At 37.8% G+C, this 25,149-nt stretch carries 22 protein-coding genes; 14 read left to right on the forward strand and 8 right to left on the reverse strand.

The genetic code is table 11. The features are described from left to right. The first annotated feature begins 53 nt into the window (after positions 1–53). The gene (locus tag ABJQ32_15090) at positions 54–296 is read left to right on the forward strand and encodes a hypothetical protein (GenBank protein MEP5290976.1); all 243 of its coding nucleotides are present in this window, start codon (positions 54–56) and stop codon (positions 294–296) included. A gap of 44 nt (positions 297–340) precedes the next feature. Here the strand turns inward: ABJQ32_15090 and ABJQ32_15095 are convergent, their stop codons facing one another. From ABJQ32_15095 to ABJQ32_15110, 4 genes are read right to left on the reverse strand one after another with little or no spacing between them, the layout of a single operon-like run. Continuing rightward, positions 341–1,435 (reverse strand): prolipoprotein diacylglyceryl transferase, encoded by a 1,095-nt coding sequence (locus ABJQ32_15095; protein ID MEP5290977.1) that lies wholly within the window; start codon positions 1,433–1,435, stop codon positions 341–343. Positions 1,436–1,484: 49 nt separating this feature from the next. Next, positions 1,485–2,942 carry a TrkH family potassium uptake protein gene (locus tag ABJQ32_15100; protein ID MEP5290978.1) on the reverse strand — a complete coding sequence of 486 codons (1,458 nt, stop codon included), beginning with the start codon at positions 2,940–2,942 and terminating at the stop codon, positions 1,485–1,487. A gap of 3 nt (positions 2,943–2,945) precedes the next feature. After that, positions 2,946–4,286: a Trk system potassium transporter TrkA gene (gene trkA, locus ABJQ32_15105; GenBank protein MEP5290979.1), complete on the reverse strand. Its 1,341-nt coding sequence runs from the start codon at positions 4,284–4,286 to the stop codon at positions 2,946–2,948. A gap of 60 nt (positions 4,287–4,346) precedes the next feature. Then, positions 4,347–5,702, reverse strand: coding sequence for a sodium:alanine symporter family protein (locus tag ABJQ32_15110; GenBank protein MEP5290980.1), 1,356 nt, complete (start codon positions 5,700–5,702; stop codon positions 4,347–4,349). A 51-nt stretch (positions 5,703–5,753) separates the two neighbouring features. On the opposite strand from ABJQ32_15110, the gene ABJQ32_15115 reads away from it, so the two are divergent. Genes ABJQ32_15115 through ABJQ32_15130 form a run of 4 tightly spaced genes read left to right on the forward strand, consistent with a single transcriptional unit; the run spans position 5,754 to position 9,251 of the window. Further along, entirely contained in the window at positions 5,754–6,518 is a 765-nt protein-coding gene (locus ABJQ32_15115; protein MEP5290981.1) for an alpha/beta fold hydrolase, read from the forward strand. Next, the gene (locus tag ABJQ32_15120) at positions 6,515–7,225 is read left to right on the forward strand and encodes an SAM-dependent methyltransferase (protein MEP5290982.1); all 711 of its coding nucleotides are present in this window, start codon (positions 6,515–6,517) and stop codon (positions 7,223–7,225) included. The genes ABJQ32_15115 and ABJQ32_15120 overlap by 4 nt, the downstream gene beginning before the upstream one ends. A gap of 53 nt (positions 7,226–7,278) precedes the next feature. Continuing rightward, on the forward strand, positions 7,279–8,535 hold the full coding sequence (metK, locus tag ABJQ32_15125) for a methionine adenosyltransferase (protein ID MEP5290983.1): 1,257 nt from the start codon (positions 7,279–7,281) through the stop codon (positions 8,533–8,535). Then, a complete protein-coding gene (locus ABJQ32_15130) occupies positions 8,532–9,251 on the forward strand; it encodes a DJ-1/PfpI family protein (GenBank protein ID MEP5290984.1) in 720 nt (239 codons plus the stop codon). Before metK ends, ABJQ32_15130 begins: the two co-directional genes overlap by 4 nt. Positions 9,252–9,472: 221 nt before the next feature. Here ABJQ32_15130 and ABJQ32_15135 read toward each other — a convergent pair whose 3' ends face one another. Beyond that, complete coding sequence (locus ABJQ32_15135) at positions 9,473–10,249, reverse strand: hypothetical protein (protein MEP5290985.1); 777 nt, start codon at positions 10,247–10,249, stop codon at positions 9,473–9,475. 507 nt (positions 10,250–10,756) lie between these two features. On the opposite strand from ABJQ32_15135, the gene ABJQ32_15140 reads away from it, so the two are divergent. Continuing rightward, the gene (locus ABJQ32_15140; GenBank protein ID MEP5290986.1) at positions 10,757–11,926 is read left to right on the forward strand and encodes a hypothetical protein; all 1,170 of its coding nucleotides are present in this window, start codon (positions 10,757–10,759) and stop codon (positions 11,924–11,926) included. Here ABJQ32_15140 and ABJQ32_15145 read toward each other — a convergent pair. Continuing rightward, positions 11,916–12,440: a DUF4442 domain-containing protein gene (locus tag ABJQ32_15145; GenBank protein MEP5290987.1), complete on the reverse strand. Its 525-nt coding sequence runs from the start codon at positions 12,438–12,440 to the stop codon at positions 11,916–11,918. The genes ABJQ32_15140 and ABJQ32_15145 overlap by 11 nt on opposite strands. 107 nt (positions 12,441–12,547) lie before the next feature. Then, complete coding sequence (locus tag ABJQ32_15150) at positions 12,548–12,949, reverse strand: hypothetical protein (protein MEP5290988.1); 402 nt, start codon at positions 12,947–12,949, stop codon at positions 12,548–12,550. Positions 12,950–13,170: 221 nt separating this feature from the next. Here ABJQ32_15150 and ABJQ32_15155 point away from each other — a divergent pair, with 221 nt between their 5' ends. The 4 genes from ABJQ32_15155 (at position 13,171) to ABJQ32_15170 (ending at position 18,407) form a co-directional block, all read left to right on the forward strand. Continuing rightward, on the forward strand, positions 13,171–13,518 hold the full coding sequence (locus ABJQ32_15155; protein MEP5290989.1) for a hypothetical protein: 348 nt from the start codon (positions 13,171–13,173) through the stop codon (positions 13,516–13,518). Positions 13,519–13,606: 88 nt separating this feature from the next. After that, positions 13,607–14,281, forward strand: coding sequence for a hypothetical protein (locus tag ABJQ32_15160; GenBank protein ID MEP5290990.1), 675 nt, complete (start codon positions 13,607–13,609; stop codon positions 14,279–14,281). Between the two features lie 100 nt (positions 14,282–14,381). Beyond that, a complete protein-coding gene (locus tag ABJQ32_15165; protein ID MEP5290991.1) occupies positions 14,382–17,810 on the forward strand; it encodes a prolyl oligopeptidase family serine peptidase in 3,429 nt (1,142 codons plus the stop codon). 24 nt (positions 17,811–17,834) lie between these two features. After that, positions 17,835–18,407, forward strand: a complete 573-nt coding sequence (locus ABJQ32_15170; GenBank protein ID MEP5290992.1) for a hypothetical protein — start codon at positions 17,835–17,837, stop codon at positions 18,405–18,407. Positions 18,408–18,558: 151 nt separating this feature from the next. Here the strand turns inward: ABJQ32_15170 and ABJQ32_15175 are convergent, their stop codons facing one another. Beyond that, a complete protein-coding gene (locus tag ABJQ32_15175) occupies positions 18,559–18,975 on the reverse strand; it encodes a hypothetical protein (protein MEP5290993.1) in 417 nt (138 codons plus the stop codon). A 168-nt stretch (positions 18,976–19,143) separates the two neighbouring features. Here ABJQ32_15175 and ABJQ32_15180 point away from each other — a divergent pair, with 168 nt between their 5' ends. The 4 genes from ABJQ32_15180 to ABJQ32_15195 all read left to right on the forward strand — a co-directional run bounded on the left by ABJQ32_15180 (position 19,144) and on the right by ABJQ32_15195 (position 24,648). Further along, positions 19,144–23,130: a two-component regulator propeller domain-containing protein gene (locus ABJQ32_15180; protein ID MEP5290994.1), complete on the forward strand. Its 3,987-nt coding sequence runs from the start codon at positions 19,144–19,146 to the stop codon at positions 23,128–23,130. A 125-nt stretch (positions 23,131–23,255) separates the two neighbouring features. Further along, entirely contained in the window at positions 23,256–23,816 is a 561-nt protein-coding gene (locus tag ABJQ32_15185) for a hypothetical protein (GenBank protein ID MEP5290995.1), read from the forward strand. 35 nt (positions 23,817–23,851) lie between these two features. Then, a complete protein-coding gene (locus ABJQ32_15190; protein ID MEP5290996.1) occupies positions 23,852–24,049 on the forward strand; it encodes a hypothetical protein in 198 nt (65 codons plus the stop codon). Continuing rightward, positions 24,046–24,648 carry a hypothetical protein gene (locus tag ABJQ32_15195; GenBank protein MEP5290997.1) on the forward strand — a complete coding sequence of 201 codons (603 nt, stop codon included), beginning with the start codon at positions 24,046–24,048 and terminating at the stop codon, positions 24,646–24,648. Before ABJQ32_15190 ends, ABJQ32_15195 begins: the two co-directional genes overlap by 4 nt. The last annotated feature ends 501 nt before the right edge of the window (positions 24,649–25,149 follow it).

Raw genomic sequence — 25,149 nt, forward strand, 5'->3', positions numbered from 1 at the left:
GACGGCTAAAACCTTCTAGTTTTGTAGCTATAAACTTAAACCTGACTATAAAAATGAAAAAGATTTTAGTACTATTAACGATGGTTGCATTCCTAGGTGCTTGCAGTTCATCTTCTTCTGAATCTAAAGCAGAAGATGCCGTAGAAGAAGCTACTGATGCCGTTGAGGATGCAGCAGAAGATGCTGGAGACGCAGCAGAAGATGCTATGGATGAGATGGAAGAAAGTATCGAAAACGAAATGGATTCTGTTGAAGTAGCTGCTGAAGAAATGGAAGAGGAAGCTACTGAGGAATAAGTATTATTCTTTCAAATAATAAAAAGCCCCGAATGGGGCTTTTTTTATTTAAAGTCGCTCATTTTCCGATCTTGTCTATAGACCCAAATCATAAGAATAAATCCTGCCAGTGTCAAAGGAATACTGAGAATTTGTCCCATATTCAAGACTAGATCTTCTTCAAAAGCTTCTTGATTCATTTTAAAAAACTCATCTACAAACCTCAAAGACCACATCACTATCATGAAAAGTGCGAAATTGAAACCTTGTGGAAGAACTTCTCTTTTCTTCTTCCATAGCCAGTATAGAACAATCATTAAGATACAGCTGTATAATGTCTCATACAATTGAGCCGCATGTCTGACCTTCCCTAAAGCAGAAATCTCAAGAATTTCCTTACCCTCCTTTTGATAATTCTTATAGATCAAAGGCCCTGAACCAAAATCCACATGCTCCCTAACTTCAGAATATCGACTAAGGGTGCTTTTTAATTGATTTTCCACAAAGAGCTTATCCTTCATCTCAAATTTTACTCCTCTACGATACTCAATAATCGCAGTAATTGGAACAATGCCCGCCTGGTCACTTACCATTTCTCCTCCCTTCTGAAAACTTACAGAAGATACATCCTCAGAGTAGGTAAGTACGTCTAGTGTTGCTCTAGCATACACTATTCCAGTAGTAGAATTTGTTAGCGTTCCCTCCATTTCAGAATTAAACAAATTTCCTGTTCGTATCAAAGCGGCTGTAAGTGCCGCCACAATAACTAATCTATCTAGAACCCAGAGGTACCTGTACTTATACTTTTTGCAGAAAAGATAAATAGCTATTAAAATACCGAGTGTCCCTCCATGACTTGCCAATCCTCCTTCCCACACCATCAGAATCTTCAGCGGATTAGATAGGTAATACTCTGGATTATAAAAAAGACAATGCCCCAATCTTGCTCCAACGATGGTTGCCAATACCATATATCCGGTTATTCTTTCTACATCTTTTTCTGGCCTACCTTCTGTTTTGAATATCCTAAAAAAGACTTGTTGAGAAAGTAGAAAGCCAAGTGCGAAAAGAACTCCATACCATCTTGGAGAATAATCAATCCCAGGGATTGTAAAAATCGATGGATCTACTGTCCAAATTATATAGCTCAATGTGTTCATTACCAGATTTTAACGTGGCTCCAAAGATGTCTTAAACTCATGAAAGACCTTAAACTTTTCTCCAGAAATAAGGAGTAAAAAGAATTAACACTGTAAATAGTTCCAACCTACCCATCAGCATCATAAAAGATAAAATCCATTTTACTCCAGTAGGCAAGTGTGCAAAGTTGTCGACAGGACCAACTTCTCCAATGCCCGGGCCGATGTTTCCTAAAGTAGTAGCAACAGCGCCAAGCGAAGTATTGAAATCAATCCCAAATGACGAAACTGCAATGGCTCCAAAACACATCACCAATATGTAGATCATGATAAATGCCAAGACATTAAATGTGATATCACGATTTACTGACTTCCCATTAAATCTCACTGGAATGATGGCGGAGGGATGTAGAATTCTTTTCAATTCTTGAAGGCTATTCTTAATCAAAAGAATATGTCTTACAAGTTTCACTCCTCCAGCTGTTGATCCAGCTGATCCTCCTGCAAACATCAGTAGGAAGAAAATAACGGTCAAGAATGACGTCCAAGCAGTATAATCATGCGTTACATATCCTGTAGTTGTCACTACGGATACTACTTGAAAAAGAGCATCTCGTATTGATTTTTCAAATGTATCATGACCGAGATTGAAAATAATCAGCCCAACAATCAGGGAAACAAAAACACAAAATATTAGATAAAACCTGAATTCTTCATTTCTAAGTACTTTTTTGAAGTTTCCATGTAATCCAAAGTAAGTCATCGTAAAGTTGGTGCCAGCTAAGAACATGAATCCAATGATTACATATTGAATAAATGGATCTTGAAAATGTGCTATACTGGCATTTTTAGTAGAAAAACCTCCGGTAGCCATGGTAGTTAGGCTATGATTTATTGAGTCATAAAAAGTCATGCCCCCAGCCCATAATAAAATCATTTCTGTCAAGGTGAGGCCACAATAGATTATCCATAATCGCTTAGCCGTTTCTTTAATCCGTGGTTGAAGTTTATCTGGAGAAATACCAGGAGCCTCGGCCACAAACAATTGCATACCACCAATGCCCAAAAGAGGTAAAATTGCTACAGTAAGTACAATAATCCCCATTCCACCTATCCACTGAGTAAGGCTCCTCCAAAAAAGAATTCCCTTAGGAACAGATTCAATATCTGCTAAAACTGTAGCTCCTGTTGTGGAAAAACCAGAAAGTGTCTCAAAAAAGGCGTTTGTAAGATCGGGTATTGAGCCGCTGAAAATGTAGGGAAGTGAACCAAAAAAAGACATAGAGAGCCAACCCATAGTTACAATTAAGTAACCATCTTTTTTTCGCATATCATTGCTCTGAAGGTTTCTTGTTAAGAAAAACAACAACGCACCAAAGCCCATTGCGATTGAAGAAGCTCCAATCAAAGCAAAATGATCTCCGTCATTGTAATAGAAACTAAAAGGGAGGCAAGTCAACATAAATGCTCCATTAATGAGGAGCAGAATGCCAATTACCTTAAAAATTACCTTGTAGTTAAACTGCATGCTTTACTTAAAGAAGCTCTCCACTTTTTTGATGCATTCTGGCTTAGATAAAACTACAACTCTGTCTTTAGGTTCAAATTCAAAGTTTCCTCGCACCGCAATTCCTTTTCCATCTCGAATTACTCCACCAACAATTGCCGTTCGCGGAAAATCCAGATCCTTAAGTTGTTTGTCCATAATCTTGCACTTACCACTTATTTCAAACTCCAGTATCTCCGCATCAACTCCATGAATACCTGCAATGTTTAACACTTCTCCTTTTCTAATGTACCTGAAAATGAAGCTCGCAGCGATCAGTTTTTTGTTTATCAAGGTATCAATACCAATACTCTGAGAAAGATGTATATAATCAACATTTTCAACCAAGGCGATTGTCTTTCGAACTCCCTGATTTTTTGCAACCAAAGAAGCCATGATGTTGGTTTCAGAATTTTCTGTAAGAGCCACAAAGGCATCCATCCGATCGATGCTTTCCTCTTTCAATAAATTAATATCTCTTCCATCTCCATTGATGATCATGGTATCAGGAAGCTCATCAACCAAGTGCAAACACTTCTCTTTGTCTGCTTCTATCATTTTGATATTGTACTTCTTGCTTAAAAGCTTTGCCGTATTAATCCCTACTTTACTAGCTCCAAGGATCATTACATTTTTGATTTCAAAACTTTCCTTACCTGCAAGGGCTGTAACTCGATCTATACCATCTGGCTGTGCGATGAAGTATGCATGATCTCCATCTTGAAACTTGTTTTCTCCGTAAGGTATAATTGTCTTGTTGTCTCTTAGAATAGCAACCGTGGTGAAATTATGATCAGGGTTTAAGTATGCCGTTTCAGTTAATGTTTTACCATAAAGCTGAGACCCCTCATCTACCGTAATTCCAACAAGGGAAAGGGTCCCCTTTTCAAATTCAAAGGTATCTGTGAGGGCAGATTGCTTTAGAAGCCTTTTAATCTCTCGAGCTGCCAAAGATGCAGGCGAGATTACTTCATCTATTCCTACATTACTTAAATTCAATTCATCTCTGGAATGCAACAGCTCTGTATTGGAAATACGGGCTATTGTCCTCTTTGCTCCAAGGCTTTTACCCAGAAGACATGTTGTGATGTTTGTTTCTTGAATAGACGTAACAGCTATTAAAAGATCTGCTTTGCCGATATTTGCTTCTTTTAAAGTTCGCGGGGATGTAGAACTACCTCGAACTGTGCTCACATCCAAATGTTGTGACACATATTCCAGCACTGAGGAATTGGAATCAATGATTACAATATCTTGCTCTTCCGCGGTTAAAAGCTTTGCAAGATGAAAGCCCATCTCACCAGCTCCAGCTATTACGATTCTCATTCTATCTTAAACGATAATGGCTGCAAAGATATCACATCTTATAAGCAGCATTCCAAACATTTACTCCGATACTTCGTCGAAATAGCGTTTAGCAGCCTTCATTACTTTAGGTGCTAGTGATATTGCGGATATCATTGTAGGTATTGCCATCAATCCATAGCCTACAAAAACAAGGTTGATCACAATATCAAGACTCGACACAGACCCAAAAACAACAAGCGCTATATAGTAATAATGGAAATACTTGGTATACTTAGCTCCAATCATGAATGAAAAGCATTTTTGGCCATAATAAGCCAGACCAAATATGGTCGTTATGGCAAAGATCATCACACAAATTACCAGTATATAAGGTCCCACTCCTGGCAAACTAGCTTCAAAGGCTTTTGATGTCAGAACAATCCCATCTACCTCCCCACTATTCCAGACACCTGTTATCAAAATACATAATCCTGTCATTGTGCAAACCACAATGGTATCAATTGCTGGACCTAGCATAGCTACTAGGCCTTCTCGTACAGGTTCTTTTGTTTTTGCCGCTCCATGCATCATAGGAGCTGTACCTATACCAGCTTCGTTCGAAAAGGCTGCCCTCTTTGCTCCTTCAATTACAATTGCTCCTACAGCTCCACCAAGTACTGCTTTGGCTGAAAAAGCATCCTCCAGGATGAACATAAAGGATGGAATTATCTCTCCGATATTCATAATCAAAATGACCAATACACTGCCTACGAAAAGTATTACCATTGACGGGACCAACTTCGAGGCTACATTTCCTATTCGCTTAATCCCGCCTAGAATGACTAGTCCCACGATCACCGCAAGCACTATACCTATGACTAGGTCAACGCCGAATGAATCCTGAACTCCCGCCGGGATAAGCACTACATCTTTAAATACAGCAACCATTTGATTGGCCTGAAATACAGGAGTAGCTCCTATGAAACATGCCACACAAAAGAAGAATGCAAGAAACATCCATTTCTTACCCATTCCTTCTCGAATCACATACATGGGCCCGCCTTGTAAATCCCCTTCTGAGTCCTTCCCTCTGTAGAGTACCGCTAGTGTACAAGTAAAAAACTTGGTAGCCATTCCAAAAAATGCACTGATCCACATCCAAAACAAAGCTCCCGGTCCACCTGCTGCTATTGCCAGCGCCACACCACTCACATTTCCCATACCTATGGTAGCTGCTAATGCTCCTGATAATGCTTGAAAATGATTGATATCTCCCGGATCATCCGGATCGTCATATTTTCCCCGAAGGACATTTATTGCATGTCCAAAAAATCTAAATGGAAGAAATCTTGAATAGATAAGAAAAAAAAGACCTCCACCTACAAGCAAAATAAGCAATGGCGGCCCCCATAAAAAGTTTACCGCATCAGATAAAAACGAACTAATTGATTCCATAAAGCGCGTGAAGGTAATATGTATCTTTGAGTGAAATAGTTTTTAGGAGCAGTGAAATTACATTTTAGAACATTAGGAGCAGGCGAACCCCTCATTATAATGCATGGGGTATTTGGGTCGTCAGACAACTGGCAGACACTTGGAAAGGTTTTTTCAAAAGAATACAAGGTGTATCTCGTGGATTTAAGAAATCATGGCAATTCCCCTCATAGCGAGGACTTTGATTATGATTTTATGGTTGGTGATGTTGTTGAACTCATGAGTGATGAAGGTCTGAGTAAATCTCATATACTAGGCCATTCCATGGGGGGGAAAGTGGCTATGCATCTTGCCACGAAGCATTCGGAAATGGTTGATAAGCTTATCGTTGTGGACATTGCTCCCAAATACTACCCTCCTCATCACCATCAAATATTCGAAGGCTTTCACGCTGTAGATTTTAAAAATCTTCAAAATAGAAAAGATGCAGACAAACAAATGTCAGCAGTAATCTCAAACATTGGTGTCCGACAATTCATCCTCAAAAATCTCGATCGAAAAAAAGATGGAAGCTTTGAATGGAAACTTAATATAGCTGCGATAGAAAATGCCATTGAAAAAGTAGGTGCAAGAATTGAAGGTGACGTTAGTTTCGATGGTGCAACCTTGTTTATTGCAGGAGGCACGTCTGATTACATAGATAACGAAGACCATGACCTTATTCGTTCGTATTTTTCGAAAGCCGATATAGTACCTGTGGAAGGAGCTGGTCATTGGATTCATGCTGAAAAGCCTGAAGAGTTGGGTCAAATAGTCATCAAATTTTTAGCATCATGAGTCAAGGCAAACTTTTTCTTATTCCGACTTACTTATCATCAGATAACGATGCTTCTTTCATGTCTCCAATGGTGTCAGAGGTACTGAAAAACACAGGACACTACTTTGTTGAGAATGTTCGCACTGCCAGAAGGTTCATTAGTAGTTTGAAAGCGGGGATTACTATTGAAGAGCTTGAATTTCAAATTCTAGATAAAAAATCAAATTGGGACCAGATGTATCCTCTATTTGAACCAATCCGAAATGGTAAAGATATGGGTGTAATTTCAGAGGCGGGTGTTCCATGCCTAGCAGACCCAGGAAACCTTGCGGTTAGTTTTGCTCACCAAACCAGAATACAAGTTGTGCCAATGCCGGGTACTTCCTCCATTCAAATGGCTTTAATAGCATCTGGCTTCAATGGACAAAAATTTACTTTTCACGGATATCTCCCTATCGACAAAAGTCCTCGACAGCAAAAAATAAGCGAACTAGAAAAGCTTAGTCAGTCGGGATATACGCAACTTTTTATGGAAACTCCCTACCGGAATCAACAATTAATAAAGGACATTCTGAAGATCTGCAGACCAGATACTTTATTAAGTATTAGTGCAGATATTTCAGGTTCAACTGAAAAGATCCTTACTCAGCCAGTTTCTAAATGGCAGAAAACAGACATTCAAATACATAAAATTCCGGCTATTTTTAGTTTTGGTCAATTTCCCTAAGCTATTTCACTGAATCTTATAAATTTGCCGTCCCAATTCAAAATTGAATATACATGCCATATTTGTTTACCTCTGAGTCCGTAAGTGAAGGACATCCTGATAAAATTGCCGATCAAATTTCAGATGCTTTAGTAGATCATTTTCTAGCATTTGATCCGGATAGCAAAGTGGCTTGTGAGACCATGGTAACAACCGGGCTTGTAGCTTTAGCTGGAGAAGTAAAAACAAAGGCATATATCGATGTACAAAACATCGCCCGTGAGGTCATTAATAAAATAGGCTATACTAAAGGTGAGTACATGTTTGATGGAAATTCTTGTGGCGTAATTTCGGCCATCCACGAGCAGTCTCCTGATATTAATCAGGGTGTTGAAAGAGCATCCGAAGATGAGCAAGGGGCCGGAGATCAAGGAATGATGTTTGGCTATGCTACCAAAGAGACAGATAATTATATGCCTTTGGCGTTGAATCTATCTCATCGGATTTTAATGGAGCTTGCAGATATCCGTAAGGAAGGCAAAGAAATGACTTACCTAAGACCAGATGCCAAATCTCAGGTGACCATCGAATATGATGACAACAATCAACCAATAAGAATTGATGCAATCGTAGTTTCTACTCAGCATGATGATTTTGACAATGAAGACAACATGCTCAAAAAGATTAAAGAAGATGTAATTAGTATTCTTATCCCACGAGTAAAGTCAAAACTTAACGATCAAAACCAAGGACTCTTTAACGATCAAATAAACTATCATATTAATCCAACTGGGAAATTTGTCATTGGCGGCCCTCATGGAGATGCAGGTCTGACAGGACGGAAAATAATTGTTGATACTTATGGTGGTAAGGGAGCGCATGGCGGGGGAGCTTTCTCAGGAAAAGACCCTTCAAAAGTAGACCGATCAGCGGCGTATGCTACTCGACATATTGCAAAGAACCTTATAGCTGCTGGAGTAGCTAATGAAATTCTTGTTCAAGTATCATATGCAATTGGAGTTGCTCAGCCAATGGGTATTTATGTCAACACATACGGCACTGCTAATGTGGATATGAATGATGGTGAGATTGCGAAAATTGTAGAAAATATTTTTGATATGCGTCCTGCATATATCATTAAAAGATTAAAACTTAAAGAACCGATCTATTCCGAGTCTGCTGCATACGGACATATGGGTAGAACACCTGAAGTAAAACAAGTTAATTTCATAGGAAACGGAGGAGAAGAAGTGAAAAAAGTGGTTGAAACATTTACTTGGGAAAAACTTGACTATTTAGATCAAGTAAAAGAGGCCTTCAATTTATCATGAGAAAGATTGCTGTCGTCTCAATAGTTCTTTTTTCACTCTGTTCTCAACCCAAAAAAGAGCAGACAGAAAAAGTAACTATTGAACCGATAGCAACGGGAAAATCTTTCAATGCAGCATTTCTAATGATTGATGGGGTGTATAACTCGGAGCTCATGGCTCCTTATGATATTTTTCAGCACACCATTTTTCATACAGAGGGAGGTATCAATGTATTCACCGTGAATGAGACAATGGATACAGTCACAACCTTCGAAGGGCTTAAACTTATTCCGCATTATTCATTTGATAGCCCTGATCTTCCAAAGATAGACATATTGGTAGTACCCAGTGCGGAACACAACATGAGTTCTGACCTACAAAATGAAGTCCTTATTAATTGGGTTTCTGAAATCGGAGGTAAAGCTGATTATGTGATGTCGTTGTGTGATGGAGCATTTGTCTTAGCAAAGGCAGGATTGGTAAAGGGTAAAGAATCCACTACGTTTCCTACTGATATCAATAAATATCGTGAAGCATTCTCCGATCTAACAGTGCATGAAGATGTTTCCTTTGTTCATCATAGCGACTTACTCACATCAGCTGGCGGAGCTAAATCTTATGACGTTGCTCTTTACCTCGTTCATCATCTCTATGGTGAACAAGTAGCTAAAGGAGTAGGCCGAGGTTTAGTTATCGATTGGGACCTCAATGATTACGACTTCATTATCGTTGAATAAAAATAATTTCAGTCTTTAGCTACTTCATTTTCATTAGTGGAACACCACATGTAATCCGATAGACAATTAGTGCTTTTATATTTGACCCAGAGGTAAACAAACCCTTCTGACATAGAGAATCTAACACATAGGTTTTAGTTAGAGGAACTCTAAAAGTTTACTAACGCCATATTCTATTCAAAAGAATACCACTAACTAGTGGTATTCTTTAAATCAATCATTTACCATTCCATTCTGCATGTATTACACTCACCAGAATCACAATATTCTCCAATAATTTTCTTTTTATAATCACAACCAGAAGAGCCTGAAGTACATGAACAAGTAGTCTCTGCAACAGCTTCAACTCTTGAAGAATAGGTTAAAGGAGTATATACATTTATTACAGTACCATAAACATCGAATGGAACTAATTGAGAATTATCAGGATCAATTTGATCCATCCCTCCCCATAGATCATTTACGAATTCCTCTATACCTGCTTTAGCAATTGGATGCTTAATAAGTGTTTCCCAATTAGGTTGACTTAAAGGCACATAGGAATCTTTATCTGCTAACACAATACCACGATTTAGATCAATAAACCCTCCGCCATTTATATCAAAAGAACCATCACAACTATCTCCTGTACATTTTGTAATAAAACCTGTTTCACATGCGGAACATCCAACACCACCCCCTGCACTAACAACATTACAACCTTTTGTACAAGAGCTAGTGCATTCATAGCAACCAAGACTGTACTGAACCAACTCATTATCAATGATACCCACATATACAATTCCCTCCGGAAGTTCAAATTGTACTGATGATCTGTCATTAGAAATTTTTGTTCTAGTCCCTGCAGGAAGTATTACATTTCCAAACTCCAAACCACCCGCATCCATAGGTAGTTGAAGGTCTAAATCTGATTCATCCATTGACAGATTTTCCTCTTTAGAGCAAGAGGCCATTAGCAAAACACCAAAAAGAATAATTAGAATTTTTAAATTTTTCATACTGAAAATAGTTTAATGTTTTATTAAAATTAACTGATTTAGTTACAAACAAGTTAATGATTATTAATTTATCTAACAACGGCATGCTGTTTCATTAAGATTGGCGTCTTATATTAAAACAACCTAAATCTGTACAGAAGTCGAGTCATACTTATTTTCAGTATTTCAATATGAACGTTGACTAATCTTTCATAACAAGCCATTCAAGCCAATTGATCAATTAGCTATTTTGGTGTTACAAGCGAAAAATAGAATACTCATCAACTTAGGAGCTCTGCAAATGGTCGGGGGGATTCCACATTGGGAATAATTAATGACTGTCGGTCTTTCATCAAAAAAAGGAGAACTATTCGAATTACAAAAGAAGACTCGTTATATCATTCATAAAGTATTATAAATGATATTGACAAAACCCTTGAGAATAATAATATTGAACAGCGAAGTTTTGTTTTCAAAATCTCTTCTCACCTATATGGATTAGTGTGTTTATTTGTGGAAAAGTCCTCCATGCAAATACTTGAAGTCAACGATCAGAAAAAAGCCAGTCAGTTTTCACGATTCCCGGTAGAGCTGTATAAAGACGAACCTCATTGGATCCGACCGCTAGACAAAGACATCAATGGTGTCTTTGATCCTGAAGTCAATAAGTTTTTCAGAAATGGGGAGTGCGCTCGCTGGATTCTAGCAGATGAGAAAGGAAAAACCGTCGGTCGCATCGCTGCTTTTGTAAACAAAAAGACAGTCAATAAAGACAATGATCAACCAACAGGAGGAGTAGGTTTCTTCGAATGTATCGATAATCAGGAAGCAGCAAATATTTTATTTGATACAAGCAAAAAATGGTTAGAGGAAAGAGAGATAGAAGCCATGGATGGGCCCATCAATTTTGGAGACCGTGATACCTGGTGGGGGCTATTGATTGATGGATTTGATAGACCTCCTAATTATCAGTGCAATTACAATTTTCCGTATTACAAACAGCTGTTCGAAAACTATGGATTCGAAGTTTATTTCAAACAATTTACGTTTGGGCGACTTGTCATGGATCCTCTTAGTGACAGACTTTATGAGAAAGCTGAAAAGGCGAAGAGAGATCCAGACTATTCCTTTAAACACATTGAAAAGAAAAATTTAAAAAAGTATGCGGAAGATTTTAGAACCGTCTATAATGACGCATGGGCTCGGCATCCTGGTGTAGCCAAAATGCCTTCTGTTCAGGCGAATGCTATAATGAAAAAAATGAAACCCATTATGGATGAAAAAATTATGTGGTTTGCCTATCATAAAGATCAACCAGTAGGTTTTTACATTAATATTCCAGAGTTGAATCAAGTCTTTAAGCACGTTGATGGAAAACTAAACCTCATAGGAAAATTCAAATTCTTGTACCATAAGCTAATGAAGACCAACAAGAAAATGGTTGGGCTAGTCTTTGGAATTTCTCCTGCTCATCAGGGCAAAGGGGTAGATGGTGCAATAATCACAGCAATAAGAGATGTAATTCAGGAAACATACACACGATACGAACAATTGGAAATGAACTGGATTGGTGATTTTAATCCCAAAATGATCCAAGTGGTGCAGCAGGTAGGCGGTGGTGTGGTGAAGACGCATCACACTTATCGATACTTATTTGACCGCACGAAGGAGTTTAAGAGAATGCCCATTAAGAAGTAGTCTTCTTATTTCTCTTCTCTTTGTAGTACGCCTTATCAGCTACATAAATGGTCTTTTCAATCTCGCAGAACAGCTTCCCCTCTTTACTTTTAAGGTGAACATTTTTTACCAGATCAATTTCTTTTTTATCAGCAACATCAAGCTTTATTTGTTCAACTTCTTCTTGTGTAAATTCAAATACAGCATATGCATCTGAACTAGCTGGACGTCTGAACTTTACATCAGATGATTTATCCCAGACTACAAAATCCCTTCCTAATAGTTGAATTAGCTGAACCATGTAAATAGGATCTGTAGCAGCAAAAAGACTACCTCCGAATATCGTTCCAACATAGTTCTTATTCTTGTACGAAATAGAAATCTTGATTTCTACACGACTGAAATCCTTACTTACAGAAGTTACTCTTCCTGTGGTTCTCCTATACATAGGAGAAATATTGAAAAACCACTTAAACAAATTATGCGAATGACTTTTAAAGTATCGATGGGAAACGCTTGAGAGAAACTGATACATTCTTCAAAATTGACACAAAATGTTAGCAAAACATAGTTAATCAATAGCGGACTAGTCCAATCTGAAGAAACGTTTTTTATCACTTCGCTTTTCCAGACCATTGCCCTTTAAGTAAGGATGCCTTTTACAACCTTCAGGATTGACTCAAATTTGGAATCGTCGGATATCTCTTTCTGTGTAAGTATCAAAATATTCGACTTCCGTTCAAAAGATTCCAATTTAACCTCATCTAAAGAAACAAGCTCAAATGGTATTTCATATTGCTGAATATGAGTCCCTGCAGTGATCTTTGTGCTTCTTACAGAGGAATAAGAAGCAAGAAATATAGGCTTGTCAGGAAAGATTTGCATAGCTTTTTTGATCACCTCCCAGTACTTTTCCTTCACAGTTGACGATAAGGCAGTGGATATGACGATCCCAGCAACATCCTCTGGAGAAAAATTTGCTAATTCTTCAATTCCGGCTAAAGGTTTGGGTTCACATCCTGTTGAGGAAATTAATTTCCTCATATCATTTACAATCAAAGAGCTAGGTCTAGCTAAAAGAACATATTTCATAATGCTTTCCTTTCTTTTTCTAGTACTTAATTAAATTCATAATAGCGTACACTAGATTGGTGCTCGTATATTAAGAATTAAATAAGCTAGTCATTCAAATATTGTCAATTGATAATAATGTTCACTCAAAGATTCGACGAACTACGGAAAAAAGCTCCTAAGGCGCTTGTTTAATGTCACTCTATTTATCGTCTACAGTCACTTTTCATAAAAATGAATTGAAAACGGCAGTTATTTCTAAAACAGACGATAACCGCTTCAAGGTTGAAGTTTCAATTGACCATCAAAAAGAGGTTCTCTCAAATAAAGTAGAGTCAACTGCAGATTGTGATTTATTGCAAATCGGATTATATGATAAATCTGACAAATTAATCATCATTGAAAACGCATGCCTCAAAAAAGGTATTAATCAACTTTCCTTTGCAACCGATCAACAAATATCAAAAGCTGTATTAGATCCTAATATGATAACAATAGAGAAGAATTTGGACGACAATGAATTACTCATTGAGGAGGAGTAACAGTCCATCCCTCTAAATCAACAGTTCAGTCAGTCTGGTTTCCTTAAAACAATAATCCATGATTAATTGCCTTCAAAAGCAGTTAATCATGGAAAAATTTCTAATCATATCTCATATAGTTTGCGGCGGAACCGTACTAACCATAGGCCTCATTCAGATGCTCAATCGCAAGGGAGGAAAAAATCACATCATTCTTGGAAAAATTTATGTGGGAGCTATGTGGTGGATTTGTCTGAGTGCTCTTAGCATCATTACGTTTTACAGATTCAGCGCCTTTTTGATGGTTATTGCTGTACTTACTTTTCACACCTCATTTGTTGGTGTGAGAGTGCTGAAAAGAAAGAAAATTGGGACAGAAAAATGGTATGATTGGGCCGTGGCTATTGCAACAATTCTGTTTGGAATTGGTCTTGTAAGCTATGGTGGATATCTATATTTCCATACTACTCAAACTATCTTAGCTATTCTATGTGCGGTATTTGGAATACTTACATTAAAGAATGGATCCGATGATCTACGCTTTTTTATGAAACCTAAAACTGTTGATAAGCATTGGTGGCTTTATCAGCATATTGGCGCTATGGGAGGGTCATATATAGCTGCAATCACGGCCTTTGCAGTTCAAAACCCAAATATTTTTCTACCTAACAGTTCCAATCAATGGCTCCTATGGATACTCCCAGGAATAGTCGGAACACCTATTATTTCAATAGCAACTAAGCGGTGGAGAAAAAAACTTAATCCAGCTAGTGCAACTATGTAGTAGGCATTGTCATCATTGATGCAGATTCTGAAGATGTAAAAAGAAATAATTGGCTCATCAACCCGTTTGTTGGATAACCAATTTAACACTGTCACCAAGTATGAAGAACACCCTAATCATCATAGCGATGCTTTTAAGCATTGCTGCAATTTCGCAATCGAAGACAATAAAAGGAACCGTTTTTTATGAGGAAACAAAAGAACCCGTCCCTTTTGCCTATGTCAAACTCAAGGATGTTGCTTATGGTACCGTAACTGAGTATAATGGTACATTTTCGCTGAAAATCCCAGAGAAGTATTTTGATAGTATTCTTGAATTCTCCTATGTGGGGCTCAAACCTTACGAGCTTCCGCTCTTCAATTATAAGGAACCTGTCAAAATTTATATGGAGACAGATATCACCGAACTCTACACGGTCATTGTAAGTACCAAGCGTGATATCAATCCAAAAAGCATTCTCAAAAAGGCTTTGAAAGCGATTCCTGATAATTACGTGAATGAAGAATTCAACCTGGAAGGGTACTATCGTGAACATGTAAAAGAAAATGACAATCCAGTTAAATATGCTGATGCCGCCTTTGTATTAGATCTCAAGCCTTATACGGGCAAAAGCGAAAAGAGAAAGAAATTTGAAAATCCTGTAGACCTCTCAGGCGTAACAACCATTGGGAGTTGGGTCTCACGTTCTTCATCGCTGCATAGATGGCATTTTCATCAAAGTGTACTAAAAGGCGAAAAGGCAAAGATTATTGAAGCAAAGTCCAGCGATGATCTAAACACCACAAGACTCTACTCCAATATCCAGGGAGGACCTTTAAGTGCTCTTACAAAGGATAGATTAAAGTATCCAAAAAACTTTCTCACAAACTTTGGTAAATATGAATACACGTTGCTGGAGGTAGAGAAAAATAACGAGGGCTATTATTTGATCAATTTTAAGCCGGAAATGTCCGCGGAAAAAATGGGGGACAAAAGACGATCATTTAATTACGAATACAAGCTAGGCGGGAGCATCCTTATACGAAAAGAGGACCTGGCCATTACGGAAATAAACTACTCAGTGCCTCCGGAGTACAAACAGTATATATGTGGATATCGAGGATGGTCTGTGCGCCACTTTGATTTCTCGGTAGAAAGTAAATATGCAAAAAGAGGTGATCGCTATGTTCTTGAGTATTTGAAGCATTCCGATGAGTTTATTGTAGAAGATACAGCCACTGATAGACGAGTTCCATATGCTGCTATTTCTGAGTTTTTCACTCATGATGTAAAAGTCCAGGACAAGCTAGCTGTCAAAAAAGACGAAAACTTCAGCAATTCCGACTACAATTATCTATTCGACTTACCCGAAGGATACAACACTGAGTTTTGGGCTAAGTATGGTTTAGAGCATCCGGAAGCAAAAGTGCCAGAGCCTATTTATGTTGCCTTAAGTGCTGAAACCAAATTAGAAAAACAGTTCGCAAACAAACTAACCAGAGATACAACACTGGTTCCTCCAATAGCAAAAAAGAAACCTGAAGTACTACAAATTCATGGGCAGAAAATTCAAGATGACTATGCTTGGCTCAAAGACACTAAAAACCCATTGGGCAATGAGGAAGTCATGCAGCATCTCAGCCAGGAAAATGGATATACTAACAACTACTTCAAACCCCTGAAACCACTCCAGAGAGAATTATTCAAGGAGGTAAAGTCATATGTTCAAGATAATTATAAGTCCTTACCCAAAGAAGAGGGTGGCTATAAGTATTACTATAAATATGCCCCTGAAGAGGAATATGCTAGATATTACAGAATTTCAAAAGAGAAGAATAGCAAAGAAGAACTCCTATTTGATGTAAACAAAATGGCAGAAGACAAAGGATTCTACTCCTTTGGCGGTCTTATCGTAAGTCCGAATGATCAGATTGTTGCATACTCAGAAAACACCACTGGAAATGATAAGTGGGTATTAAAATTTAAAGACTTCAGTAGGGACAAATTACTGCCTCATCAAATTGAATATGTGGGCGGAATGATTTGGCTTACAGATTCAACCCTTCTCTATGTAAATCTTGAAGAGAAAACATTTCGTTCTTCAAAGGTCTTCAGGTTTGATTTGAAGACCGGAGAAAAGAAGTTGGTCTATGAAGAAAAAGACAAGAAATTCTCTGTTGGAATAGGAAAATCTAGAAGTAAGCAATTTGCTTTTATAAGTTCCTCTGCAAGCAATCAGAATGAAGTAAGGTTACTGAACTTAAACAATCCCGATGGTGAATTTAGAATAGTTACACCAAGGAGAGAAAAGCATATATATGGTCTCTCTCATTATGAAGACAAATTTTACATTCTAACGAATCATAAGGCTATAAATAATAAGCTGATGGTCACCGATACTTCCAGTTTTGAGGAAAAGTATTGGAAAGAAGAGATTGCAGAGAACTCGGAAATTGAAATTACGGGTGTGCTTCCATTCAAAAATTGGATGGTATTTCAAGAAAGACATGGACTACTACACAAAGTGAAAGTGGTAAGTAAACTGGATGGCAAAGAACACTACATAAAGCAAGGGAATGATCGTGCAGTCTATTTAGGCAAAAACAATGACTTTGATACTGATACTTTAAGAATAAGCAAAGTAAACTACCACAGACCTCTTCGCATTCTTAACTATGACATGGAGAAGAAGAAGTTTAAGCAACTTAAATCTGTTGGAGGAATTTCGCCTATGTTTTTTGCTAGTGTAGAAACCGTGTATGCAGAAGCAAAAGATGGTACTAAAATTCCAATCACATTAATCTACAATAAAAGAATCGTGAAAGACTTGAAAAAAGCCGGGAAAACCCCTTCACTGTATATCACGGGGTATGGCTCTTATGGCTCAAGTTATTCTGCTGGGTATAATCCCAACGTTTCACCTCTTTTACAAAAGGGATTTGTATATGCCATAGCTCACGTAAGAGGAGGAGGAGACCTTGGAGAAGAATGGTATCAGGAAGGAAAAATGCTGAAGAAGAAAAATACATTTACCGACTTTATCTCGTGTACTGAGTTTCTGATTTCTGAAGGGTATGGCGAAGAAGGGAAAGTTATTGCGGAAGGTGGAAGTGCCGGAGGTCTACTCATGGGAGCAATTGCCAATATGCGACCTGATCTTTACAAACTGCTTATCCTGAATGTACCATTTGTAGATGTAATCAATACGATGATGGATGAGAAACTTCCACTCACAAGCCTTGAGTACGACGAGTGGGGAAACCCAAATGAAAAGAAATATTTCAAATACATTAGATCGTATTCTCCATACGAAAACGTAGAAGCCAAAGACTATCCAAATATGCTATTCTTGACAGCCATCAATGACTCTAGGGTAGGATACTGGGAGCCTGCAAAAATGGTAGCCAAACTACGTGAGATGAAAACCGATGATAATGAAGTGCTTCTAAGAACAGATTTTTCTTCTGGACATGGAGGAGCTTCAGGACGATACGCTTCGCTAGCAGAAACGGCTTTCAAATACGCTTTGATTTTGGAAATGATAAGATAATTTTGGTGTAGAATATCAAAATGTATGGGAAAAAGAAAGTCTCGGAAAATAGATTGGGGGAAAATAGCGGTAGAGATGATCTCTGTGATCTTTGCTGTTTTGCTGGCGTTGCTCCTAAATGAATGGCGTAACAATATCAAGCAAAACCACCAACTGGATAAAGCAAGAGCCAATCTAAAAGAGGAGTTGCTTTATAATCTCGAAGAAGCAAAAACAAAACTGAATCAACATAATATTCAGCTCACACAGCTAGAAAAATTGGCTGACAGCATTCCAGAATTGGATCAACCGTTCTATCAATACAACATGTCTGTTGGCTTCCTCAATTTAAAAAAGGCTGTTTGGGAATCCATCATCCTCACCGATGTGGTGAACCAACTCGAGTTTTCAGAGCTCAGTGACTACTCCGAATTATACAGAGATTTTGAATTGATAGATGAGCTTCAAAACGCTTATCTGCGTGAAGTTTTTTCTCTTGAATTCAATAAAATCGAAAATGCTCAACAAGGTTATCTAGTGACTAAAAACCACCTTCTGCAAATGACTATGTGGGAGGGTGAACTTATCAGTGAGATTGATGGGAGATTAGAGAACTAAAGAACAGAAGTATTTTCACCAAAAGTATTGGTCTTAAGGCAGTTAATTTTAAAAAAGATTGGCTCATCATTTTTGGCATTATTTGATTTTTCCTGATTAAATGTTTTAATAAACCCCATAGGCCAAAAAACGACCTATGGGATGAAGAGAACTAGTCCTTACTAAACAAAAGAGTATTGTTTCCATCATCTAACTCTAGCTCATCAGCAGTTAGCATTTCTACATCCAATTCCCAATCGGATATATTCTGATCATAATCTATAGCTATTTCATCCTGATCATTATTCCATTCCCATTCACCTGTGAATCGTTCTAACTCACCGTTTTCGTTTATCTCCTCTTCATAATCACCATTGGCTTCAAACGTGACTTCAACTTGAAGGGACGAGTTGAGATTCACTCCATTTATCTCTTCCAAATTCCATTTCCCGATCAAAAGATCTGTTTGCGATGGCCCAGCATCATCTTTACTACATGAAAATAGCATTACAAAGCATATAAACAAGTACGATAGCATAATAGAGGATTTCCAACTATTCCTCTCTTTTCTTCTTGATAGTGTTTTCATAACTGTGATAGTTTTTATTTGATGGCAGCAATCTAGAATTGTAGTCAGTGGACTCATACCACCCATGTTTCAACCTTTGGTAGTGAGGTAACATTTGTACTTTTTCTTACTTTTATAGACTTTTAACGCGCAAAAGAGGTTTGTCTTTATTCACCAATCTCACCGATTATGAAGTACAGACTCTGTTTTCTAGTTCTGCTAAACTGGTGGCACGCCACTAGTCAGGACAATAAGAGCTTCAAGAATTTTAATGTTGAGGATGGGCTTTCCTACAGCTTGGTTTTTGAAATTATCAAGGACCAATACGGTTTCATGTGGTTTGGAACCACTGATGGGCTGAATAAGTTTGATGGCTATGAATTCACGGTCTATCAAAACATTCCAGGTGATACGACCAGCCTTCCTGACAATAGCATATGGGGACTTTTAGAGGATTCAAAAGGTAACATTTGGATCGGAACCGATGGGGGTGGCCTATCCTTTTTCAATAGGGAAAAAGAAACCTTTTATACATATAAGCATGATGCGGACAACCCTAATAGTCTTGTACATAATTCTGTTAATTCGATAATTGAAGACAGAACCGGGGCACTATGGATCGGGACTTTTGGAGGAGGAATCTCACATGAGTCGAGTCCGGGTGTTTTTGAAAATTTTGTCCACAACGAAGAAGATACGACATCCCTCAGTCACAACTTTGTACATCAGATTTTTGAAGATCAAGATGGCCAAATATGGGCTGGAACGAAGAGTGGCCTAAATTTATTTGATCCCATCACCCGGAGTTTTAAACGAATTACCAGAGATAAATATGATTTGGAAAATGATAATGTCTTGTCAATCGCACAAGACAAAAACGGTCTTCTTTGGCTGGGTACCTGGGAAGCAGGGCTTATTTCATTTAATAAAGAAAGCGACATCTTCACCAGTTATACACTGACCGAAGAGTTGAATAATCGAGTGGCATACGTCACCGTAGATTCTGATAATACCGTTTGGGCTGGCTATGTAGGTGGCGGATTAATCTCCATTGATGAATCAAATACACTATCCACTAGCATAAATGATCCTCAAAACTCTTCGAGTATTGCGAATAATAGTGTTTGGATGATTTATGAAGACGATCTAAAAAACATCTGGGTTGGAACGGAAGGAGGGGTCTCCGTTTTTAACCTTAATCAAAAACCTATTAATGCTCTAACTGCATCTGATCTCAGTCCAGCATTTAGAAGTAATGTCATTACAAGTTTTAGTGAGACACAGGAAGGAATTTTATTTTCAACTGAAGCAGAAGTCGGTCTACAAACTAAAGAATCAGTAAAAAAGATTATTGAAGTACCTGATATCTGGTCAATGTTACATTCAACAGGAAATGAAATTTGGGTTTCATCTTATGGACATGGGGTTTTTCGATATGATGCTAATTACAAATTAATTCACAACTACCTAAATCCGATAAATAAATCTATTGAAAATGCTACTTATCTATTTGAAGACAAAAGTGGGATAGTCTGGATAGGTACCTTTGGAGAAGGTTTGTTTTCATACGATCCTAAGGCAGACTACTTTATGTTTTATGCTCTTCTCGATTCCGGAAATCATGATTCTCCTCCTGTATTGAATATGATAGACGAGTCAAATGGCACCTTATGGATTGGCACATATAATAAAGGACTAATCAAGCTAAATGTAGAGAAAGGATTAATCGAAAGAATCGACACTGAAAGTAAAACTCCAATAAGTCACAACACCGTTCTAAGCTTGCACTTAGATCAAGAAGGCTTTCTCTGGATCGGTACGGATGGAGGTGGACTTAACTGCCTGAACACTAAAACTGGAATGGTTACTCTGAAAACCACACATGATGGATTACCTAGCAACGTAATTCTTGGAATTCTAGAAGATGATGACAAAAATCTTTGGTTGAGCACAAATTCGGGCATATCAAAATTCAACACGCAGCTTAGCTCCTTTGTAAATTATGATCAATCCCATGGGTTAGCTTCAAAAGGGTTCAATCCTGATGCTTTTTTCAAAGATTCTTCTGGCCAATTTTTTTTTGGCTCGGGTAATGGTTTCAATTTTTTTCATCCAGATAGTATCCGACCATCAACATACTTTCCTCCTGTTTTTTTTAGTGACTTCAAAGTTCTTAATAAGTCCGTTCATTTAGCAGAAGGGCTATTAAACAAACATATAAATCTGGTAGAAACGATCTCACTAAATTATAAGCAGAATTTTTTCACCTTAAACTTTGCGGCATTAGAATATTTCGCACCTGAAAAAATCGACTATGCGTATCAGCTAGATGGTTTTAGCTCAGATTGGATTTATACGCCTGCTTCCAACCGACAAGCAACTTTCACTAATTTGGATCATGGCGAATACACCTTAAACGTCAAGGCATCTAATAGTGATGGGTTTTGGGGTGATAATATCAAATCAACAAGACTAGTAATTCTACCTCCACCTTGGAAAACATGGTGGGCTTATGCGCTTTACGGAGTATCATTCATCGCTGTTTCCTTTGCAATGGTACGGATGATAAACGTTAGGCAACAGTTGAAATCCTCGTTGAGGCTTGAACAGCTGGAGAGAAAAAAAATGGAAGAAATAGATCATTTAAAATCCCGATTCTTTGCTGGAATTTCTCATGAATTTCGTACGCCCCTTACGTTAATCTCTTCTCCAATTGATCAGTTAATCAGAAAATTCAAAAGCAACCACGAAGTACGCTGGCCTCTAGAATTAGTCAAGAGAAATGCAGACCGCCTTCTAAGACAAATAAATCAGCTTTTAGATCTCTCAAAGATTGAAGCAGGTAAGCTAAGACTACAGGTAAGCAAAAGTGACATAATTAACTGGGTTAAAATCACTGCATCTTCGTTTGAGTCAAAGGCTGCAAATGAAGACATTGATTTTTCTGTATCCCTACCAGAAGAACCTATAGTCATGTTTTATGATAAAAATAAAGTTGAGCAAGTACTAATCAACCTGCTATCTAATGCTTTCAAACACACGAATCCTGGAGGGAACATACGATTATCTGTTGCACACAGCAATAGTAATATTGCTCTAGAAGTAGCTAATGATGGCCTTGAAATACCTAAAGAATATCAGGAGAAAATATTTGGTCGATTCTACCAGATCGGGCAAACAAAAAGGCCGGTTGAAGGCAGTGGAATTGGTTTGGCTTTAGTAAAAGAGTTTATAGAATTACATCACGGTTCTGTTGAAGTTCGTCGCGTCGATCCATGGACAGTATTTGCACTATCCATCCCTTCTTCAGATTCTGCATATGTTGAAGATGATCGTGTAACTATTGAGGACACAGAAGTATTCAAGGCAATACGACAGCAGGATGAAGAAAATGAACCTCTAGGCAAACAAATTGAAGGCACTGAAGAGCTGCCTACTCTACTCATTGTTGAAGATAATTTGGATTTGAGATCTTACATGGCATTGCAGTTAGCAAAAGAGTATGAAGTTATACAGGCAGTAAATGGTCAGGAAGGCCTGGAAGTAGCCAACTCTCAAATACCTGATTTAATAATAACCGATCTAATGATGCCAGAGATGGATGGCATTGAAATGCTGCAAAAAATAAGAATTGACCACAAAACAAATCACATCCCCATCATCATGCTCACAGCAAAAGCAGAAAAAGAATCTAGATTAGAAGGATTGGAAAAAGGTGCAGACCACTACTTGAATAAACCATTTGATGTTGAAGAGTTAATAATAAGGTGCAGAAGTCTCCTTCATCAACGAAGAAGAATTAGAGAGCACTATCATAGCGAATTTCTCATCAACCCAAAAGCTGAAGATATCCCATCGATGAATGATCTTTTTTTAGAACAGGCAGTTGATGTCATCGAAAGTCACCTTAGCAACCATGAATTTTCTGTAGATCAATTTGCAAAAGAATTAGCCATGAGCCGCGTCCAACTTCACCGCAAAATGAAAGCGATAATTGGATGCTCCGCTTCTGAATTCTTGAGACACTATCGCCTAAAAAAAGCATTCCGCCTTTTGAAAAAAAAGACAGGATCAGTTTCTCAAATTGCCTATTCTGTAGGTTTTAATAATCTTTCTTATTTCACCAAAGCATTCAAAGAAGTCTATCATAAGAACCCTTCACAAATTGGAGATTAACTCATCAAATACTTTACTGCTTCTCTCAAAACAGATGTAACATCTGTACTAAACCTTGAAACACTTGTGGCAAACATTCCTCTCATTGGACTCTAGCTTGGTATCTGAAATAAAATCAGAATATCATGAAAAAATTACTCCTTCTTTTCTTAGTCATTCTTACCCAGAAAATAACCGCTCAAGATGTTATTGTAATGAAAAATGGGGATGAAATGAATGTAATTGTACTTGAGGTTGCTTCTGAAGCAATCAAGTATAAAAAACACGAAAATCAACAAGGACCTACCTATACTGTTGAGAAAGTTGACGTCTTTATGATTCGATATGAAAATGGTACCAAAGATGTTTTCAATTCTCAAGAAAAAGCTCCCGTTCATCCTGCAAAAAGCTCCTCTTCATTTCCGAAAAGTTCATTCAATATCAACCCTCTTGGACTATTACAATTTGGACCAATTTTTCAGTATGAGACCAAAATCGGATCTTCTAGCTATCTGGTTCCTTATTTCCGCTATGCATATGCTGGCCTTGCCACGCATGCCGTTTGGACCGGTTTTGAAGAAGATAGTGAGCTTTCAGCATCCTCAGCCGCGGTTGGTATAGGAATTAAAATTTTACATCAAGTAATAACTCCTGGTATTATGGAGGAATACTGGATTACAGCTGGACCACTGCCCGATATGATGTAGGTGAATCCGACGCAACTGAAGAAAAAGCCACCAATATGGGGGTTGTTTCTAATCTCGGATATCGATGGAGATCTTCCCGTGACACCTACATAAACCTCGGTCTTCTGGCCGGAGCTGCTTTTACATTAAAAGATGAGGAACGTTTCATTTCAGATGGATCTCTATATGAAGAATATGATGGTGTCACCATCTTCGCTATGATTGAATTGTCATTTGGATGGGACTTCCGATGAACATAAGAAAGTTGCTTATCATACTTCTAAGCATATCATTTATGGTCTCCGCTGCTCAAGACATTATTACTAAAAGAGATGGTAATGATATTAAATCGATTGTTATTGAAATTTTGCCTAATGCCGTAAAATACAGAAACCACGATAATCAGAAAGGCCCAATATATACACTAAATAAAAGCGAGGTATTTATGATTAAATATGAAAATGGATCCAAAGACATATTCGCTTCGCAAACAGCCAGTGATTTGATAGGGTCTAAGTCAGCAACCATCTATTTCTATAGACCTAAGAAATTTGCCAGTGGCAGGACTAAAATCATCGTTGGGACAGTTGAACCTGATGAAGTAGTTGTCACTCTCAAGAATGGGAGTTGGTACAAAATGACTTATGAGCATTTAGGAGAACGAAATTTCGTCGCAGGTGTTTTTTCGCTAAATACAGAAACTTATAAACTGAACATAATTGGAGATAAAACTTATTACATCAAATGTTCTGTTTTAACAAAAGGTTTACTAGTAATGGCAGAGCTTGAATTTATTGACAAAACAATTGCGTTAAAAGAAATGGAAGGGCTAAGGAAACAGAAAGTACCTTGATTTTGAAAACTATTTTCTCCCATTCTCATGACCACCATTATGTGGCCTAATTCTATTGCTCAGATTACTCGATTGGCCTTTATAATATTTATCTAGAGACGAAGAGTAAAGTATATACACGAAGTAGGCCATAAAATAAAAACCCTAACAGAGATAATTCTGTCAGGGTAAATTAAAAACTAATTTTGGGTGGAAGATGGGGTGCTGACGCTCTGGTCAGCATCGAGATAAGAGCATAGCTCTTCGTCTCGTCTCGAACTTCAGCTATATTTTTTGATAAATGATTCTAATTTATCTCTGTTCATATTTTTGAGCTTTCGCTCAAGTATGATGGCCTCTGAGCGTGTCCGTTTTTCAACGTTCCATACCAGCCTCCAAGGAACTCCTGATTTGGTGTATTTCTCATGACCACTATTATGTCGTCTAATCCTATCGTTCAGATCATTCGTTTGACCTTTATAATATTTATCTAGAGACGAAGAGTAAAGTATATACACGAAA

The sequence above is a fragment of the Marinobacter alexandrii genome (genome assembly GCA_039984955.1).
GTDB lineage: Bacteria > Bacteroidota > Bacteroidia > Cytophagales > Cyclobacteriaceae > Ekhidna.